Genomic DNA, 16,724 nt, shown 5'->3' with positions numbered 1-16,724 from the left:
AAGAGAGAGTGTGAGGGTGCTCGTACTCGTCGCTCCCGGCCAAGGCGCTCAGACGCCCGGCTTCCTGACCCCCTGGCTCGAACTGCCCGGCGCCGCCGACCGCGTCGAGGCCTGGTCCGAGGCCATCGGACTCGACCTCGCCCACTACGGCACGAAGGCGGACGCGGACGAGATCCGTGACACCGCCGTGGCCCAGCCGCTCCTGGTGGCGGCCGGTCTGCTGTCCGCCGCCGCGCTCGGCGACGCCGCCCCCGGCGCGGTCGCCGGGCACAGCGTCGGCGAGTTCACCGCCGCCGCGTTCGCCGGCGTCCTCGACGACACCGCCGCCCTGCGTCTCGTACGGACGCGCGGGCTGGCGATGGCCGAGGCCGCGGCGATCACCCGCACCGGCATGTCGGCGCTGCTCGGCGGCGACCCCGAGGTGACCGTCCCTCACCTCGAGAAGCTCGGGCTCACCCCGGCCAACGTGAACGGCGCCGGCCAGATCGTCGCCGCCGGCACGCTGGAGCAGCTGGCCGCCCTCGCGGAGGACAAGCCCGAGGGTGTCCGCCGGGTCGTCCCGCTCCAGGTCGCCGGCGCGTTCCACACGCACCACATGGCTCCCGCGGTCGAGAAGCTGGAGGCGGCGGCCAGGGAGCTGACCGTCGCCGGTCCGTCCGTGCGCTACGTCTCGAACAAGGACGGCCGGGTCGTGACCGAGGGCGCGGAGGTCATCGCGCGTCTCGTCGGCCAGGTCGCCAACCCGGTCCGCTGGGACCTGTGCATGGAGACCTTCCAGGCTCTGGGCGCCACCGCGCTGATCGAGGTGTGCCCCGGCGGCACGCTGACCGGTCTCGCCAAGCGCGCTCTGCCGGGTGTCCGCACGGTGGCCCTGAAGACGCCCGACGACCTCGACGCGGCCCGCACGCTGATCGCCGAGACTGCAAGCGCAGCCTGACAAGGAGCCGAGAAGCATGTCGAAGATCAAGCCCAGCAAGGGCGCCCCGTACGCGCGGATCCTGGGTGTCGGCGGTTACCGCCCCACCCGGGTCGTGCCCAACGAGGTGATCCTCGAGAAGATCGACTCGTCCGACGAGTGGATCCGCTCGCGCTCCGGTATCTCCACCCGCCACTGGGCCTCCCCCGAGGAGACCGTCGCGGCGATGTCGGTGGAGGCGTCGGGCAAGGCCATCGCCGACGCCGGGATCACCCCGGAGCAGATCGGCGCGGTGATCGTCTCGACGGTCTCGCACTTCAAGCAGACCCCGGCCGTGGCCACCGAGATCGCCGACAGGATCGGCGCCGGCAAGCCCGCCGCCTTCGACATCTCCGCAGGCTGCGCGGGCTTCGGCTACGGCCTGACGCTCGCCAAGGGCATGATCGTCGAGGGCTCGGCCGAATACGTCCTCGTGATCGGTGTCGAGCGGCTCAGCGACCTGACGGACCTGGAGGACCGCGCGACGGCCTTCCTGTTCGGCGACGGCGCCGGAGCGGTCGTCGTCGGCCCCTCGGACGAGCCGCACATCGGGCCCTCGGTCTGGGGTTCGGAGGGCGACAAGTCCGAGACGATCAAGCAGACGGTGCCGTGGAACGAGTTCCACGGCGGCGACGTCTCGAAGCTGCCCCTGAACGCGCAGGGCGAGATCAAGTTCCCCGCCATCACGCAGGAGGGTCAGGCGGTCTTCCGCTGGGCCGTCTTCGAGATGGCGAAGGTCGCCCAGCAGGCGCTGGACGCCGCCGGCATCACGGCGGACGACCTGGACGTCTTCATCCCGCACCAGGCGAACATGCGGATCATCGACTCGATGGTGAAGACTCTGAAGCTGCCGGAACACGTGACGGTCGCCCGTGACGTCGAGACCACCGGCAACACCTCGGCCGCCTCGATTCCGCTCGCGATGGAGCGGCTCCTGGCGACCGGGAAGGCGAAGAGCGGCGACACCGCGCTCGTCATCGGCTTCGGGGCGGGTCTCGTCTACGCCGCGACGGTCGTTACCCTCCCCTAGGCACACCGGATCTCCCGGAAGCCCCTTACCGCAGCACTCACAGAAGGAGCGCCAACATGGCCTTCACCCAGGAAGAGATCGTCGAAGGTCTCGCGGAGATCGTGAACGAGATCGCCGGCATCCCGGCCGAGGACGTCCAGCTGGACAAGTCCTTCACCGACGACCTGGACGTCGACTCGCTGTCCATGGTCGAGGTCGTCGTCGCCGCCGAAGAGCGCTTCGACGTCAAGATCCCCGACGAGGACGTCAAGAACCTCAAGACGGTCGGCGACGCGACCGACTACATCCTGAAGCACCAGGGCTGATTCGGCCCCTGCTGACTCGGTCTGCCACCCGGCGGTGGCGCCGTCATTCGACCATCACACACGTGGAGAAAGAATTCCTGTGAGCTCGACCAATCGCACCGTGGTCGTCACCGGTCTCGGCGCAACAACACCGCTGGGTGGCGACTCCGCATCGACCTGGGAAGGTCTGATCGCGGGACGCTCCGGCGTCAAGCCCCTCGAGGGTGACCGTTTCGCCGACCTGCCCGTCCAGATCGCGGCGCCCGCCGCGGTCGACCCGGGTGAGGTCCTTCCCCGCCCGCTGGCCCGCAAGCTGGACCGCTCGGCGCAGTTCGCGCTGATCGCGGCCCGCGAGGCGTGGGCCGACGCGGGCTACACCGCTCCGGCCGGCGAGGACGAGAAGATCGCGCCCGAGCGGCTCGGCTCCGTCATCGCCTCCGGCATCGGCGGTGTCACGACGCTGCTCGACCAGTACGACGTGCTGAAGGAGAAGGGCGTCCGCCGCGTCTCCCCGCACACCGTGCCCATGCTGATGCCGAACGGCCCCTCCGCCAACGTCGGTCTGGAGGTGAACGCCCAGGCGGGCGTGCACACCCCGGTCTCCGCGTGTGCGTCGGGCGCCGAGGCGATCGGCTACGCCGTCGAGATGATCCGTACCGGCCGGGCCGACGTGGTCGTGGCCGGCGGCACGGAGGCGGCCATCCACCCGCTTCCGATCGCGGCCTTCGCCAACATGATGGCGATGTCCAAGAACAACGACGAGCCCACCAAGGCCTCGCGTCCGTACGACACGGCCCGGGACGGCTTCGTCCTCGGCGAGGGTGCCGGTGTGGTGATCCTCGAGTCCGAGGAGCACGCGAAGGCGCGCGGCGCGCGGATCTACTGCGAGGTGCTGGGCCAGGGCCTGTCGGCCGACAGCCACCACATCGCGCAGCCCGAGCCGACCGGCCGGGGCATCGCCGCCGCGATGCGGAACCTGCTGGACACGACGGACCTCAAGCCGTCCGAGGTCGTCCACCTCAACGCCCACGCCACGTCGACGCCGCAGGGCGACGTCGCCGAGATCAAGGCGCTGCGGCAGGTCCTGGGCGACGACCTGGACCACGTCGCGATCTCCGCGACGAAGTCGATGACGGGTCACCTGCTGGGTGGCGCGGGCGGCATCGAGACCGTCGCCACGGTCCTGGCGCTGCACCACCGGGTCGCCCCGCCGACGATCAACGTCGACGACCTGGACGAGAGCGTCGACGCGGACATCGTCCGCGACGAGCCGCGCGACCTGCCGCAGGGCACGATCGCCGCGATCAACAACTCGTTCGGCTTCGGCGGCCACAACGTGGTGCTGGCGTTCCGCACGGTCTGACCCGACGTCACGAAGGAAGGCCCACCCCGTACGCCGGGGTGGGCCTTCGCCGTGTCCGCCGGGTCGCCGGGCAGGGCGTCGCACAGCGGCAGGCCGAAAGGGGGCAGGCGTCGTCAGACGACCTGGTGGAGCCAGCGGACCGGGGCACCCTCGCCCGCGTAGCGGAAGGGTTCCAGTTCGTCGTCCCAGGGCTTGCCGAGCAGCTTGGCGATCTCCGCCTCCAGCTGCGTCTCACCCTGCGCCGAACGGGCCAGGGCGGCGCGCAGCCGGTCCTCCGGGATGAGGATGTCGCCGTGCATGCCGGTGACGGCGTGGAAGATGCCCAGCTCGGGGGTGGCGCTGTAGCGCTCGCCCTCGGCCGTGGGGCAGGGCTCGGCGGTGACCTCGAAGCGGAGCATCTGCCAGCCGCGCAGCGCCGAGGCGAGTTTGGAGGCGGTGCCGGTCTGGCCCTGCCAGGAGAACTCGGCTCTCCAGGTGCCGGGGGACGCCGGCTGGCGGATCCAGTCGAGCTGGACTCTCGCACCGAGGACGCCCGCCACCGCCCATTCGACGTGCGGGCACAGCGCGCGCGGGGCGGAGTGAACGTACAGGACTCCACGTGTCGTCACCGGGACCTCCAGTGTGGGACGAGGTTCGCCTTTCCCAGCGGCCTCAGTAAACAGCATCGGGGGTGAAACTTCGCAAACCCCCGAAAAAGGGACAGCATGTGACGTGATGTAATTTACCGGAGCCGGTCGGCAAAGGTGCCTCTGGTTCGACGGGGGAAAAGCTACCGTGCCGCACCGCCCTTGGGGTGACGTACGGTCGGTCCGAAGGCGGCTGGACACCAAGCTTTCACCCGCCAGGACGTCGAACGGAAGCCGGAGGAGGGCTCGGATCATGCGCGGCCGGCAGCGTTTTCGTACCGCACTCGCCTCCGCGGCCGCGGTCCTGCTCTGCGCGGGCGCGGTGGCGGGCTGTGACACGGCCGGGACCGGGGCCGCCGCGCCGGCCCCGAAGGCGAAACCGAAGCCGAGGCCCGCGGTCGTCTGGGACCGCTCCCCCGCCTCCCTGGCGGCCGTCGGCGACTCGATCACCCGTGCCTTCGACGCCTGTACGGTCCTGGCCGACTGCCCGGAGGCATCCTGGGCGACCGGCACGGACGCCGCGGTCAACAGCCTGGCGCTGCGGCTGCTCGGCCCCGAGCGGGCGGCCCGCCACAGCTGGAACCTGGCGCGGACCGGCGCGCGGATGGCGGAGCTGCCGGGGCAGATGGAGCGGGCCGCCGCCTCCGCGCCGGAGCTGGTGACGGTCATGATGGGCGCCAACGACGCCTGCCGGGACCGTACGGAACTGATGACGCCGGTCGAGGAGTTCCGGACCTCCTTCGCGTCGGCGCTGACCACTCTGCGGGCAGGGGCGCCGAAGGCGCAGGTGTACGTGTCGAGCGTGCCCGACCTGCGGCGGCTGTGGTCCACCGGGCGGGTCAGCCCCATGGGCCGTGAGGTGTGGAAGCTGGGGATCTGCGCCTCGATGCTGGCCGACCCGCTGGACGCGAGCCCGGCGGCCGAGCGGCGCCGCGCGCTGGTGCGGGACCGGGTGGTGGCGTACAACACGGTCCTGAAGGAGGTCTGCGCCCGGGACGCGCGCTGCCGGTACGACGGCGGGGCGGTCTTCGACTTCCGCTTCGGCGGGGCGCAGCTCAGCCCCTGGGACTGGTTCCACCCGAGCAGGGACGGCCAGGCGCGGCTCGCGGAGATCGCGCACCGGCAGGTGACGGCGCCCGAGCCGCCCGCGTAGGGTTCCGGATCATGAGGATCACGAGTGAGCCCTTCGGTTCGGTCGACGGCACGGACGTGCGGCGCTGGACACTCGAGCGGGGCGCCGTGCGGGTGAGGGTGCTGACGTACGGCGGCATCGTGCAGTCGGTCCGGACGCCCGACCGGGACGGCACGCCGGGTGAGACGGTCCTCGGTTTCCCGGACCTGGGGGGCTACCTGAAGCGGCCGGAGCCGTACTTCGGTGCCCTCGTGGGGCGTTACGCCAACCGGATCGCGGGCGGCGTCTTCACTCTGGACGGCCGCACGCACCGGCTGGCCCGCAACGGCGGTCCGAACAGCCTCCACGGCGGTGAGCGCGGTTTCGACAAGCACGTGTGGGACGCGCGCGAGGTCGAGGACGGCGTCAGGCTGTCGCGGGTGAGCCCGGACGGCGAGGAGGGCTTCCCCGGCCGGCTCGACGTCTCGGTCACGTACGCGCTCGACGAGGAGGGCGGTCTGCGCATCTCCTACCGGGCGCGGACGGACGCCCCGACGGTGGTGGCGCTGACGAACCACTCGTACTGGGCGCTGGGCGGTGAGCAGGAACTGCGGGTCTCGGCGGGGCACTTCACTCCGTTGGACGCGACGGGCGTGCCGACCGGGGAGATCGCCCCGGTCGGCGGCACCCGGCTCGACTTCCGAGCGCCGCGGCGGGCCGGGGTCGGGATCGACGACAACTTCGTGCTCGACGCGGGCGCTTCGGACGCGTGCGAGCTGTACGCGCCCGCGACCGGCCGGGTGGTGACGGTGGTGACGAGCGAGCCGGGGCTCCAGGTGTACGCGTCGGAGGCGTATCCGGGGATCGCGCTGGAGACGCAGCGGTTCCCCGACTCGCCTAACCGGCCGGAGTTCCCCTCCTCGGTGCTGCGTCCGGGCGAGCTGTACGCCTCGGAGACGGGGTACCTCTTCTCGACGCGCTGAAGCCCCGGGGCGGCCGTCAGGTTCCGCCCCGGGACTCGTCGAGTGCCCCGACAGGGGGTCAGACCTCCAGCGTGGCGGTCAGGCGGGTGTCGGTCAGGGAGCGCGCGGCCCTGACCTCGTAGGCGCCGGGGACGAGCGTCCAGGCGTGCTTCTCCTCGTCCCAGATCTCGAAGGCGCGGCGGGGCAGCGGGATCTCGACGTCGAGGGACGCGCCCGGGGCGGCCTCGACGCTCGCGAAGCCGGCCAGCCAGCGGGCCGGCCGCTCGGCGGTGTCGGAGGACGGCGCGAGGTAGATCTGGACGACCTCGCGGCCGGTGCGGGTGCCGGTGTTGGTGATCCGGACGGTGGCGCCGGCCGGGGTCACCTCCAGGGAGTCGTAGGACCAGGTCGTGTAGCCGAGGCCGTGGCCGAAGGGGTACGCGGGGGTGGCGCCGGCCTTGTCCCAGGCGCGATAGCCGATGAACACGCCCTCTTCGTAGTCGAGTCGGCCGTCGGTCGGCGCGGTCGTGGTGACCGGGGTGCCGACGAGGGCGGCGGGCCAGGTGGTGGGCAGGCGTCCGCCCGGCTCGGCGGCGCCGGTCAGGACGTCGGCGAGCGCGCCGCCGCCCTCCTGGCCGGGGAACCAGCCGAGGATGACGGCGGCGACCTCCTCGCGCCACGGCATCTCCACCGGGGAGCCGGCGTTGACGACGACGACCGTGCGGGGGTTGGCGGCGGCCACGGCGCGTACGAGGTCGTCCTGGCGGCCCGGGAGGGCCAGGTCCTTGCGGTCGAAGCCCTCGGACTCGACGCGCTCGGTGGTGGCGACGACCACGACGGCGGTGTCGGCGGCGCGGGCGGCCTCGACGGCTTCGGCGATCAGTTCGTCGGGGTCGCGGCGCGGACCGACGTGGACGAGGGAGAACATCACGGCCGGCAGGGGGGCGGCGAACTGCTTGTCCAGCGGGTGCAGGAGCGAGACCTCGACGGTCCGGCCCGCGGTGAGCGCGACTCTGGCGCGCTCGACGGGGGCGCCGAAGAACGCCTCGAAGGGGTCGGTCTCCGGCCCCATCGTCTGGACGCCGTCGAAGACGGTCTCGCCGGCGACGGTGAGGGTGAAGGCGCCGAGGCCGCGCGTGCCGAAGGAGTGCTCGCCGCTCTCGCGCGGGGTGAACGCGCCGACGACCTCGATGGAGGCGAGGGCCTCGTGGGTGACGCCGGCCGGGAGGTCGTCGCCGATCCACTGGACCTGGCCGTTGGGCAGGGTGCCCTCGCCGAGGACGGCGCCCCCGGCGTCGCGGCAGATCGCGCGGAGGGTGAAGCCCTGTTCGGCGGGGGACAGTTCGTCGCTCGGATCGGCGCCGACGCGGAAGGTCAGGGAGCCTTCGGGCAGGGCGGCGGTGAGGCCGTCGAGCGGGGAGACGACGTGGGCGGGGAAGACCTGGGCGGAGCCGCCGCCGAGGATCCGGGCGTCGCGGGCGGCGGCGCCGGAGAGGGCGACCGTGCGGCCCGTGGCGAGCGGGAGGGCGCCGGCCTCGTTGCGGACGAGGACGAAGCCCCGGTGGGCGACCTCGCGGGCGAGCGCGTCGCCGTCGACGCTCTCCGGGGCTTCGGTGACGACCGGCGGGGCGCCTGCGAGGGCGCCGACACGGGCGGCGAGCCGCAGGACGTTCCGTACCGCCCGGTCGACGGCCGCCTCCTCGACCTCACCGGCGCGGACGGCGGCGGCGAGCGCCTCGCCGTAGACGGTGTGCGGGCCGGGCATGGCGAGGTCGAGGCCGCCCTCGATGCCGCGCCTGGTCGAGCGGGCGGCCATCCAGTCGGAGACGTTGCAGCCGTCGAAGCCCCACTCACCGCGCAGGACCTCGTTCACGAGGTGGTGGTGCTCGGTCATCGTGACGCCGTTGACCTGGTTGTACGCGGTCATGATGCCCCAGGGGCGGGCGTTCTTGACGATGGCCTCGAAGGGGGCGAGGTAGAGCTCGCGCAGGGGGCGTGCGGCGATCGTGTTGTCGACGGTGAAGCGGTCGGTCTCGGCGTCGTTGGCGACGAAGTGCTTGACGGTGGTGCCGACGCCTCCGTCCTGGACGCCCTGGACGTAGCCGGTGCCGATCTCGCCGGTGAGGTACGGGTCCTCGCTGTACGCCTCGAAGTGGCGGCCGCCGAGCGGTGAGCGGTGCAGGTTGACCGTGGGGGCGAGGAGGACGTGGACGCCCTTGCGGCGGGCTTCCTGGGCGAGGAGACGACCGGCCCGGCGGGCGAGGGAGGGGTCCCAGGAGGAGGCGAGCGCGGTCGGGGACGGCAGGGCGACCGAGGGGTCGTCGGCGGTCCAGCGGACGCCGCGGACGCCGATCGGGCCGTCGGACATGACCAGGGACGCGAGCCCGATCCCGGGCAGGGCCGGAAGCGACCACATGTCCTGCCCGGCGAGCAGCCGGGCCTTGGTGTCCAGGTCGAGCCGGGCGAGCGCCGCCTCGACGGCTCGCTCGCGGGCCTCGTCCCCGCCGGCCTGCGCACTGATGTCTGCCACGGCGTTCCTCCTCGTTGAAGTGCTGTGGCGGCCATGGTGGCCCGCATACCTGTAGAACGGTAGGTTACGTTATCTCTTCGTTATCTTAAGATGCCGTACGGTCCTCTCGAACGGGGAGCGTTCGTGCGGAGGCGAAGGGAGCCGGGCGATGGTGCGGGCCAGGAGCGAGGAGCGGCGTGCGGACATCGTGCGCGCGACCCTCGAGGTGATCGCCGAGCGCGGCTACCGCGGGGCCTCGCTGGGCTCCGTCGCCGAGCGCGTCGGCCTGACCCAGCAAGGGCTGCTGCACTACTTCCCGACGAAGGAGGCGCTGCTCGTCGCGGTCCTGGAGGAGCGCGACCGGTGGGACACGAGCGGCGGCCGGGACCGGGAGGGCTGGCGGATCGACCTGCTCGACTCGCTGGTGGAGTACAACGCGATGCGCCCCGGGATCGTGCAGACCTTCTCCGCGCTGCTCGGCGAGAGCGTGACCGACGGCCACCCGGCGCGGGAGTTCTTCACCGAGCGGTACACCCAGGTCCGCGGGGAGATGGCCAAGGTCCTGCGCCTGGAGTTCGGCGAGCGGCTGCCCGGCGGCCTGACCCCGGAGCGCGCCGCGCCCCTGCTCACGGCGGTGATGGACGGCCTGCAGTACCAGTGGCTCCTCGACCCGGCCGCGGTGGACATGCCGGGTGCCTTCCGCGACTTCCTGGCGCTGCTGCGGGGCGCCGGGCCCGACGAGGACGAGGCCGGGCGGCGTTGACGCGGGCGGGCCGAGCGGGGGCGCCGTAGCGGGAGTTGCGGGAGGGGCGCGATACTTCCCGGGCCCGTCACCGGCCCCGCAGGAAGGCTCGACCGTGCCCCGCATACGTACCGCCCCGCTCGGACTCGCCGTCGCCACCGTCACCCTCGCCCTCGCCCTCGTCCCGCCACCCGCCGCGGCCACGACGGACGCCGGCCCGGGCGGCGGTGCCGGCGGCCCGGGCGGCGCGGTCGAGGACGCCCGGCTGGACCGGGCGGTCCCCCGCGAGATCCTGCGGCGCAGCGGATTCGACACCGTGGCCCCCGAGTTCGCCCGCGCGCTGGCGGGCGCGGGCTCCTACCGGGAGGCCGAGCGGACCGTCGAACGCCAGGGCGCGCGGCTGTGGCGGCGCGCGGTCGACCGCGCCCAGGGCCGGGGGCCGGCCATCGGGGACCTCGGCCGGGGCGACGACCGGCCGCTGTACTGGGCGCGGCTCGGCATGATCCGCGAACTGCGCTCCTGGCAGCCGGACTTCGCCGTAGGGGACGCCGCGAGGGCCCGGCTCATCGACCGGCTCGAACGCTCCTCGCGCGGCCAGGACTCGATCCACCACCCCGCGGGCAAGGGCTTCAGGAAGGTCCTCCTGACCGGCTTCGACCCGTTCACGCTGGACCGGGACGTACGGATCGGCAACCCCTCGGGCGCGACGGCACTGGCGCTGGACGGCACCTGGATCCGCACCGCGGACGGCGGTCGCGCGCGGGTGGAGACGGCCGTCTTCCCGGTCCGCTGGGCCGACTTCGCCGACGGCACGGTGGAACGGGCGCTCCGCGACACGCTGCCGCGCGTGGACCTGTTCACCACCGTGAGCCAGGGCCGGGTGGGCCGCTTCGACATCGAGCGGTACAACGGCGCCTGGCGGGGCGGCTTCCCCGACAACGAGAACCTCTCCCGCACGGGGACGGTCCCGGTCGCCGACCCCGCCACACAGCCGCAGTGGACGACGACCACCCTTCCCCACCGCGCGATCGTCGCGGCGGAGACCGGCCCCTTCCCGGTGTACGACAACACGGCGGTGACCGAGGTCCCGGCCGGGTCGGCCGGGCCGGTGACCCGCCCCGACGGGCCGACGGCGGGCTCCACCGCCCGGGCCGGCGGAGGCGGGGACTACCTCTCCAACGAGATCGCCTACCGGGCCACCCTGCTGCGCGACCGGCTGGGCCTGGCGGCGCTGCCCGGCGGCCATGTCCACACCCCGGTCCTCCGGTTCGGCGCGGGCAACACGGACCCGGCGACGGGCGCGGTCACCGACCCGGAGTTCGAGCGCGAACGGGCGGCCATCGTCGCGCAGGTGCGGGCGATCATCGGCGTGGCCGCCGCCTCGTCCTGACGGGCTTCCGCCGGGCCGTGACGGCGGGGATGATGGCGGCATGATCGTGGCAGCAGCGCAGTTCACCCCGGTCGCGGGGGACATCGAGGCGAACGTCCGCACCATGGCGGAGCTGATCCGGTCGGCCGGCGCCGACGGCGCGCGGCTCGTGGTCTTCCCCGAGCTGGCCCTGACCGGCTACGAGCCGACGCTCGTCCACCGCGACGCGGGGCTCCGCCTCGCCGAGGACGACGAGCGCCTCGTCCCGCTACGGGATGCCTGCCGCTCCGCCGCGGCGGCGGCCGTCGTCAACGGGCCGGTGCGGACGGCGGACGGCCGGCCCGGTATCACCTCGCTCGTCCTCGGCCCCGACGGCGGCCTGCTCACCCGCTACGACAAGCGGCGGCTGTACGGCTTGGAGCGGGAGGTCTTCGCCGCGGGCGAGCGGGACGGCCGGTTCGCCCTGGACGGGGTCCGGTTCGCCCTGGCCACCTGCTACGACAACCGCTTCCCCGAGGTGGCCGAGCGTGCCGCCGCCGACGGCTGCCGGGTCTATCTGGCCAGCTCGGTGCTCACCCTCGACAACGACTCCTTCGAGAAGGTCTATCCCGTACGGGCCCGGGACTTCGGTCTCGACGTCGTACTGTCCAACGTCCTGGGCCGGAACGAGACGGGCGAGTGCGGGGGCGCGAGCGGCGCCTGGGGTCCGGACGGCGAGCGGATCGCCGACGCGGGGACGGCCGATCCGGGGTACGCCCTCGTCGAGGTCGGCGTCTGACGGCGCCTCAGGGCCCAGGGGGGCGGGCCCGGGAACGATCGGCGCCTCGGCGCGGGAGGCTTGCGGTGGGCGGGCCCCCGTCGGCCGCCGCCGGCGAGGACCCGCTCCCCGTCACTCGTAGGAGAGGTCGGCCGCCGTGTAGCGGCAGGTCACGCCGTCGGGGCCGGTGCCGATCCCGGTCGGCTCCTTGCCGGTGTCGTTGCCGGTGAAGCGCGTGCAGGGTTTGATCTTCTTCTTGGTGTCACCGTGGATGCGGATCGACCGGAGGGCCGCGGTGTCGCCGTAGTTGGCGTTGACTCCGACGATCGACGTTCCCGGCGCGGTGATGTCCACGTCGTTGACGATGATCGTGCGCTTGTACTGCTTCGCGCAGTTGCCGCAGGAGCGGACCAGCTTGCCGAACTCCGACACCTGGAACCTGGTGACGACCAGCTTGCCGGCGCCGTTGAACTGGAAGACCTTGTCGGAGGCCTTCCGCGCGCCGCCGCCGTACACCGTGTAGACCGCCGAGGACGACGTGCCCTTGAAGGTGGCGGCGTCCTCGCCGACGTCCTCCCACCAGACGTTCTGCAGGGTGCAGCTGCCCAGGCAGTGCACGCCGTCGGCGGCCGGGGAGCCGATGATCACGTTCTTCAGGGTGGCGCCGTCCTTCAGGACGAAGAGAGGGCCCTGGTCCTCGTCCTGGCCGCCCGAGCCCAGCTCACCGGTGCCGTGGAACCGCTGGTAGCCCCCGTCGTAGGGGCCCGAGACCTCGATGGTGCGCGGGACCGGCTTGGTGCCCTTGGCCTGGGGCCACGCCGTCGCCGCGCCCGCCGGGGCGAGCAGGCCGTTGGTCACGAGGGCCGCGCCGGTGACGCCGAGCGCGGTCAGCCCGCCGATCAGGGCGCGGCGGCGCCCCGCCCGCCGGCGGTGGCGTACGCGCTGTTCCGTGGTGCGTGGGGTCATACCTGTCTCTTCCTTCAGTGGGGGAGGTGCTGCGTCTCCTTGTCGCCACCGAAGGAGGAAAGGTTGCCGCCGGCCGGCCCGCCCGCCGGATGTCCGTCGCCCCGGTCGTCCCCGGCCGGCTCCCCCGTCAGCTCGCGGGCCATCAGGGTGGCCCCGGCGACCGCGCCGGGCATCAGGAACACCGCGAGGAAGGGGATGACGAAGGCGAGGGCCAGCGGGACGCCGAAGCCGAGGGTCAGCATCCGGCGGCCGCGCAGCATCCGCAGCCGCTCCTTCTGCCCGACGCTCCGGCGCTGCAGGGCGACCGACGTCAGCTCGTGGGCGAGGAAGAAGCCGGAGACGCAGAAGCCGAGCGCCGGGACCACCGTCTGCCCCACCACGGGGATGAAGCCGGCGGCGAAGAGCAGCACGCCGTAGAGCGCCACCCGGAGCAGGATCCGCACGCTGTCGCGCGCCGAGATCCACAGCTCGCGCCAGAGCGGCAGGCCGGACTCGGGGACGTCGCCGCCCTCGGTGCGGTCGACCTGCTCGGACAGCGACTCGTAGAACGGCTGGCCGATCAGGAGCGTCACGGCGGTGAAGGTGACGACGGCGAGGAAGAGTCCGAAGACGAAGACGAGGGCGGTGAGGAAGCCGCGGACCAGGCCCTGCCACGGCGCGGTCCAGTCGGCGGCGAACGGCGTCGCCCACGTCGCCAGGTCGTCGGCGCCGTACCCGAGGCCGACCAGGGCGCCCACGTACAGCAGGAGGGTGACGAGCCCGGGCAGCAGGCCGAACCCGAGCCACCGCCCGTGCCGGCCGACCCACTTCTGACCCTGCAGCAGATAGCCGAACCCGGCCCCGAAATCACGCATGCGGATCACCCTATCGGGCGGGCGGAAAAGGCCCTCTTGTTGTCCGGGGCACGACAGGATAGACCCCTTGCGTACTGATCACCCACGGAGGTTGCGTACGTATGGCGAAACCCGGACCCGCCCTGATCACCGCCGCCTGTACCGCCCTGGGCGCGCTTCTCCTCGGCTCCTTGCCCGCGAGCGCCGCACCGCCCGGACCCCACGACCCCCGCCCGGTGCGGGAGGGGGCGGGCCGGGAGCAGGCCGCGCCCGTGCCGTCCGGCCCGTCGGCCGCGCGCCTGGGCGCCTGGGCTCCGACCGGCGAGCCAGCCGCGGTTCCGGGGGCATCCCCGCGGCGGGAGGGCGGGTACCCGCGCCGTACCGTCCTGGCCGCCCCGCCCGTCGACCCGGCCGACGCGTCGATCAAGCTGGGTCTGGCTCCCTACCACGCGCTCGCGCCGCGGCTCAACGCGCTGCAGCGGCTGGGCGACCGGGTGAGCGTGGAGGTCGCCGGACGCTCGGCCCGCGGCCACGAGCTGTATCTGGTCACCGTCACCGCCCCCGAGTCCGCCGCGCAGGCGCGCGAGCAGGAGCGGATGCGCGAACGGATCGAGAACGCCCCCGCCGCGGCCGCGAAGGACCCGCGGATCAAGGCCGCGTACAAGACCCCGGTCTTCATCAACAACAACATCCACGGCAACGAGTGGGAGGGCACGGACGCCGCCCTGGAGCTGATCGAGGAGCTGGCCCGCGCCACCGACCGCGAGACCGCCGGTCTGCTGGCGACGACCCGCGTCCATCTGAACGTGACCGCCAACCCGGACGGCCGGATCGCCGGCACCCGTGCCAACGGCAACGGCTTCGACCTCAACCGGGACTTCGTCACCGCCTCGCAGCCCGAGACGCGTGCGATGCGGCGGATCGCCGTCGAACGGCAGCCGGCCGTGATGCTCGATCTGCACGGGTACGTCAACGGCACGCTGATCGAGCCGACGACTCCGCCGCACGGCGAGAACTACGAGTACGACCTCTTCCTGAAGAACGCCTACGCCAACGCGCTCGGCATGGAGAAGGCCGTGAACGGGCTCGGCTACACGGCGGCGAAGGACGGTGTCGAGCCGGCGGTCATCCCCTTCCGGGACTGGCCGGAGGGCTGGGACGACTGGCCTCCGATCTTCACCCCGCAGTACATGCCGTTCCAGGGGACCGTCGCCTCGCACACCGTCGAGTTCCCCATGACGGTGAACAACGCTGCCTACGAGTCGCTGCCGGTGGCCGAACTGCGCCGCAGGTCGGCCGTCAACGTCGACATCGCGGGTGCGGCGATGCGGGCCACGCTCGACTACACGTACCGGAACCGGTCCTCCGTGATCGCCGACCAGATCGAGACGTTCCGTCGGGGCGCGGCGGGCGAGGCGCAGCGGCCGGTGTCGCCGGAGACGGTGCCGGGCGTGCCGGGGATCGGACCGGAGGATGTGTACACGACCACGTTCCCGCGCGGGTACGTGATCCCGGCGGGCCGCTCGCAGCGCTCCTCGGTGGCGGCCGCGCGGCTGGTCGACCATCTGATCGCCAACGACGTGCGGGTCGGTCGGGCCGTCGACGGCTCGTACGTGGTGGACATGCGCCAGCCGAAGCGCGGCATGGCGAACGTGATCCTGGCCGAGGGCCGGGACATCAGCGCGGACGTGTCGGCGATGTACGACATCTCGGGGTGGAGCCTGGGGCTGCTGTGGGGGGCGACGGTGCGGAAGGTCACCGAAGGCCCGCTGCCCCTCGTGGTGCGCCCGGTGCGCGCCGCGGCCCCCACCGGGTCGGTCGCGCCGTCCGGGGACCTGCTGCTGCGGCTCGACGACCCCGGGGAGCTGGCCGCGGTCAACGCGCTGCTGGCGCGCGGGGTGACGGTACGGCGGACGGCGGACGGCTCGGCACTCGTGCCCGGGTCGGCGCGGCGGGTCGCACGGGAGCTGGCGGACCGGTTCGGGGTGGTGTTCCGCGCCACGGGACAACGGGGCGGGGCGCCGCTGGAGCGGACCCGGGTCGCGGCCTCGGCGACGGCCGGAGAGCTGGCCGCGCTGCGGGGGATGGGCTTCGAGGTGGTGCCCGTGTCCGCACGGACGCTCAACGAGGGCTTCGACTGGTCGACGGCCGACGTCCTCTTCGTGTCGCGGGGCCTGGAGTACGGGGAGCTGACCCCGGCGGCACGGGAGGCGCTGCGGGCGGGCGGCGCGGGCGTGGTGGCGGTGGGCCCGGAGGGCGCGGCGTTCAACGCGGCGGCGGGCTTCCTGGAGGTCACGGCCGTGGAGGGCGACGGGGACGCCAACGGAGTGGTGCGGGTGCGCAACGCGGGCGGGGCGATCACCGGCGGGGCGCCGGGGTACAGCTTCGTCTACTCCCCGGTGTGGTTCACGGGGCTGGGCGCGGGGGTGCGGGCCGAACAGCTGTACGGCACGGACGCTCCGCTCGTCTCGGGCCACTGGCGGGGCGCCCGGACCGACGGCCGGGGCGGGCCGGCCGACGCGGCGGGCCGGGCGTCGGTGGTCGGCGGCACGGCCGCGCACGGCGCGCCGGTGGTGCTGTTCGGCACGGACCCGCTCTTCCGCGACCATCCGAAGGGCGTGTTCGCCCAGGTGGGGCGGGCGCTGCTGAGCCGCTAGACGGGAGCCGGCCACGGCGCGGGCGCGGGCATGGCGGGCCTGGCATAGCGGGCCTGGCCGCGGCGGAACGGACAGCGAAGAGGCCGCACCCCGGTCGGTCGGGGTGCGGCCTCTCACCAGCTTACGCGCAACTCAGACGGCCAGTTCGACCGTGATGTTGCCGCGGGTGGCCTTGGAGTACGGGCACACCTGGTGGGCCTTCTCGAGCAGGCTCTTCGCGGTCTCGACGTCCACGTTCGGGATGGTCGCCGAGATCTTGACGATGATGCCGAAGCCGTCGTCGTTCTTGCCGATGCCGACCTCGGCGGTGACCGTCGAGCCGGATATGTCGGCCTTCTCGTTGCGGGCCACGACACCCAGCGCACCCTGGAAGCAGGCGCTGTACCCGGCGGCGAAGAGCTGCTCGGGGTTGGTGCCGGCGCCGGAGCCGCCCATGGCCTTGGGCGGGTTGACGACGACGTCGAGCTGGCCGTCGTCGGTGACGACACGGCCGTCGCGCCCGTTCTCGGCGGTGGCGACAGCGGTGTACAGGACCTCGGACTGCTGGATGGACATCTGTC

15 protein-coding genes are annotated in these 16,724 nt (G+C 73.2%); 10 read left to right on the top strand and 5 right to left on the bottom strand.

Translation table 11 applies throughout. The features are described 5' to 3' along the window. The first annotated feature begins 16 nt into the window (after positions 1-16). From AB0K65_RS17240 to fabF, 4 genes are all read left to right on the top strand, one after another. A complete protein-coding gene (locus AB0K65_RS17240) occupies positions 17-937 on the top strand; it encodes an ACP S-malonyltransferase (RefSeq protein ID WP_365717231.1) in 921 nt (306 codons plus the stop codon). 16 nt (positions 938-953) lie between these two features. After that, the gene (locus tag AB0K65_RS17235) at positions 954-1,985 is read left to right on the top strand and encodes a ketoacyl-ACP synthase III (RefSeq protein ID WP_365717229.1); all 1,032 of its coding nucleotides are present in this window, start codon (positions 954-956) and stop codon (positions 1,983-1,985) included. Between the two features lie 56 nt (positions 1,986-2,041). After that, on the top strand, positions 2,042-2,290 hold the full coding sequence (locus AB0K65_RS17230) for an acyl carrier protein (RefSeq protein ID WP_215067269.1): 249 nt from the start codon (positions 2,042-2,044) through the stop codon (positions 2,288-2,290). A gap of 79 nt (positions 2,291-2,369) precedes the next feature. Continuing rightward, positions 2,370-3,632 carry a beta-ketoacyl-ACP synthase II gene (gene fabF / locus AB0K65_RS17225; RefSeq protein WP_365717226.1) on the top strand — a complete coding sequence of 421 codons (1,263 nt, stop codon included), beginning with the start codon at positions 2,370-2,372 and terminating at the stop codon, positions 3,630-3,632. 113 nt (positions 3,633-3,745) lie between these two features. Here fabF and AB0K65_RS17220 read toward each other — a convergent pair whose 3' ends face one another. Next, positions 3,746-4,240, bottom strand: a complete 495-nt coding sequence (locus AB0K65_RS17220; RefSeq protein WP_365717224.1) for a DUF3145 domain-containing protein — start codon at positions 4,238-4,240, stop codon at positions 3,746-3,748. Between the two features lie 271 nt (positions 4,241-4,511). On the opposite strand from AB0K65_RS17220, the gene AB0K65_RS17215 reads away from it, so the two are divergent. Together AB0K65_RS17215 and AB0K65_RS17210 are read left to right on the top strand one after the other, a co-directional pair. Then, positions 4,512-5,411: an SGNH/GDSL hydrolase family protein gene (locus AB0K65_RS17215; RefSeq protein ID WP_365717222.1), complete on the top strand. Its 900-nt coding sequence runs from the start codon at positions 4,512-4,514 to the stop codon at positions 5,409-5,411. An 11-nt stretch (positions 5,412-5,422) separates the two neighbouring features. Further along, positions 5,423-6,352 carry an aldose epimerase family protein gene (locus AB0K65_RS17210; RefSeq protein WP_365717220.1) on the top strand — a complete coding sequence of 310 codons (930 nt, stop codon included), beginning with the start codon at positions 5,423-5,425 and terminating at the stop codon, positions 6,350-6,352. Positions 6,353-6,410: 58 nt separating this feature from the next. On the opposite strand, the gene AB0K65_RS17205 is transcribed toward AB0K65_RS17210, so the two are convergent. Then, a complete protein-coding gene (locus AB0K65_RS17205) occupies positions 6,411-8,852 on the bottom strand; it encodes a glycoside hydrolase family 3 C-terminal domain-containing protein (RefSeq protein ID WP_365717424.1) in 2,442 nt (813 codons plus the stop codon). A gap of 157 nt (positions 8,853-9,009) precedes the next feature. Between AB0K65_RS17205 and AB0K65_RS17200 the strand changes: the two genes are divergently transcribed. From AB0K65_RS17200 to AB0K65_RS17190, 3 genes are all read left to right on the top strand, one after another. Then, complete coding sequence (locus tag AB0K65_RS17200; protein ID WP_365717218.1) at positions 9,010-9,603, top strand: TetR/AcrR family transcriptional regulator; 594 nt, start codon at positions 9,010-9,012, stop codon at positions 9,601-9,603. Between the two features lie 94 nt (positions 9,604-9,697). Continuing rightward, complete coding sequence (locus AB0K65_RS17195; RefSeq protein WP_365717216.1) at positions 9,698-10,972, top strand: pyroglutamyl peptidase; 1,275 nt, start codon at positions 9,698-9,700, stop codon at positions 10,970-10,972. A gap of 40 nt (positions 10,973-11,012) precedes the next feature. Continuing rightward, entirely contained in the window at positions 11,013-11,729 is a 717-nt protein-coding gene (locus AB0K65_RS17190) for a carbon-nitrogen hydrolase family protein (RefSeq protein WP_365717214.1), read from the top strand. Positions 11,730-11,840: 111 nt separating this feature from the next. Here AB0K65_RS17190 and AB0K65_RS17185 read toward each other — a convergent pair whose 3' ends face one another. Then, positions 11,841-12,674, bottom strand: a complete 834-nt coding sequence (locus AB0K65_RS17185; RefSeq protein ID WP_365717212.1) for a pectate lyase — start codon at positions 12,672-12,674, stop codon at positions 11,841-11,843. A 14-nt stretch (positions 12,675-12,688) separates the two neighbouring features. After that, entirely contained in the window at positions 12,689-13,528 is an 840-nt protein-coding gene (locus AB0K65_RS17180) for an EI24 domain-containing protein (protein WP_365717210.1), read from the bottom strand. A gap of 101 nt (positions 13,529-13,629) precedes the next feature. On the opposite strand from AB0K65_RS17180, the gene AB0K65_RS17175 reads away from it, so the two are divergent. Further along, positions 13,630-16,164: a M14 family zinc carboxypeptidase gene (locus tag AB0K65_RS17175; RefSeq protein ID WP_365717208.1), complete on the top strand. Its 2,535-nt coding sequence runs from the start codon at positions 13,630-13,632 to the stop codon at positions 16,162-16,164. 132 nt (positions 16,165-16,296) lie between these two features. Here AB0K65_RS17175 and AB0K65_RS17170 read toward each other — a convergent pair whose 3' ends face one another. After that, positions 16,297-16,719: an organic hydroperoxide resistance protein gene (locus AB0K65_RS17170; RefSeq protein ID WP_365717206.1), complete on the bottom strand. Its 423-nt coding sequence runs from the start codon at positions 16,717-16,719 to the stop codon at positions 16,297-16,299. Between the last annotated feature and the right edge of the window lie 5 nt (positions 16,720-16,724).

Source organism: Streptomyces sp. NPDC053755 (assembly GCF_040677675.1).
Lineage (GTDB): Bacteria > Actinomycetota > Actinomycetes > Streptomycetales > Streptomycetaceae > Streptomyces.
This window is presented reverse-complemented; position numbering and strand designations above follow the sequence as displayed.

Bases quoted from the DNA above. Each gene is read 5' to 3' on its own strand.
- AB0K65_RS17230 (WP_215067269.1), top strand. From the start codon at position 2,042: ATGGCCTTCACCCAGGAAGAGATCGTCGAAGGTCTCGCGGAGATCGTG.
- AB0K65_RS17180 (WP_365717210.1), bottom strand. From the start codon at position 13,528: ATGCGTGATTTCGGGGCCGGGTTCGGCTATCTGCTGCAGGGTCAGAAG.
- AB0K65_RS17170 (WP_365717206.1), bottom strand. From the start codon at position 16,719: ATGTCCATCCAGCAGTCCGAGGTCCTGTACACCGCTGTCGCCACCGCC.
- AB0K65_RS17215 (WP_365717222.1), top strand. From the start codon at position 4,512: ATGCGCGGCCGGCAGCGTTTTCGTACCGCACTCGCCTCCGCGGCCGCG.
- AB0K65_RS17200 (WP_365717218.1), top strand. From the start codon at position 9,010: ATGGTGCGGGCCAGGAGCGAGGAGCGGCGTGCGGACATCGTGCGCGCG.
- AB0K65_RS17175 (WP_365717208.1), top strand. From the start codon at position 13,630: ATGGCGAAACCCGGACCCGCCCTGATCACCGCCGCCTGTACCGCCCTG.
- AB0K65_RS17185 (WP_365717212.1), bottom strand. From the start codon at position 12,674: ATGACCCCACGCACCACGGAACAGCGCGTACGCCACCGCCGGCGGGCG.
- AB0K65_RS17210 (WP_365717220.1), top strand. From the start codon at position 5,423: ATGAGGATCACGAGTGAGCCCTTCGGTTCGGTCGACGGCACGGACGTG.
- AB0K65_RS17190 (WP_365717214.1), top strand. From the start codon at position 11,013: ATGATCGTGGCAGCAGCGCAGTTCACCCCGGTCGCGGGGGACATCGAG.
- AB0K65_RS17235 (WP_365717229.1), top strand. From the start codon at position 954: ATGTCGAAGATCAAGCCCAGCAAGGGCGCCCCGTACGCGCGGATCCTG.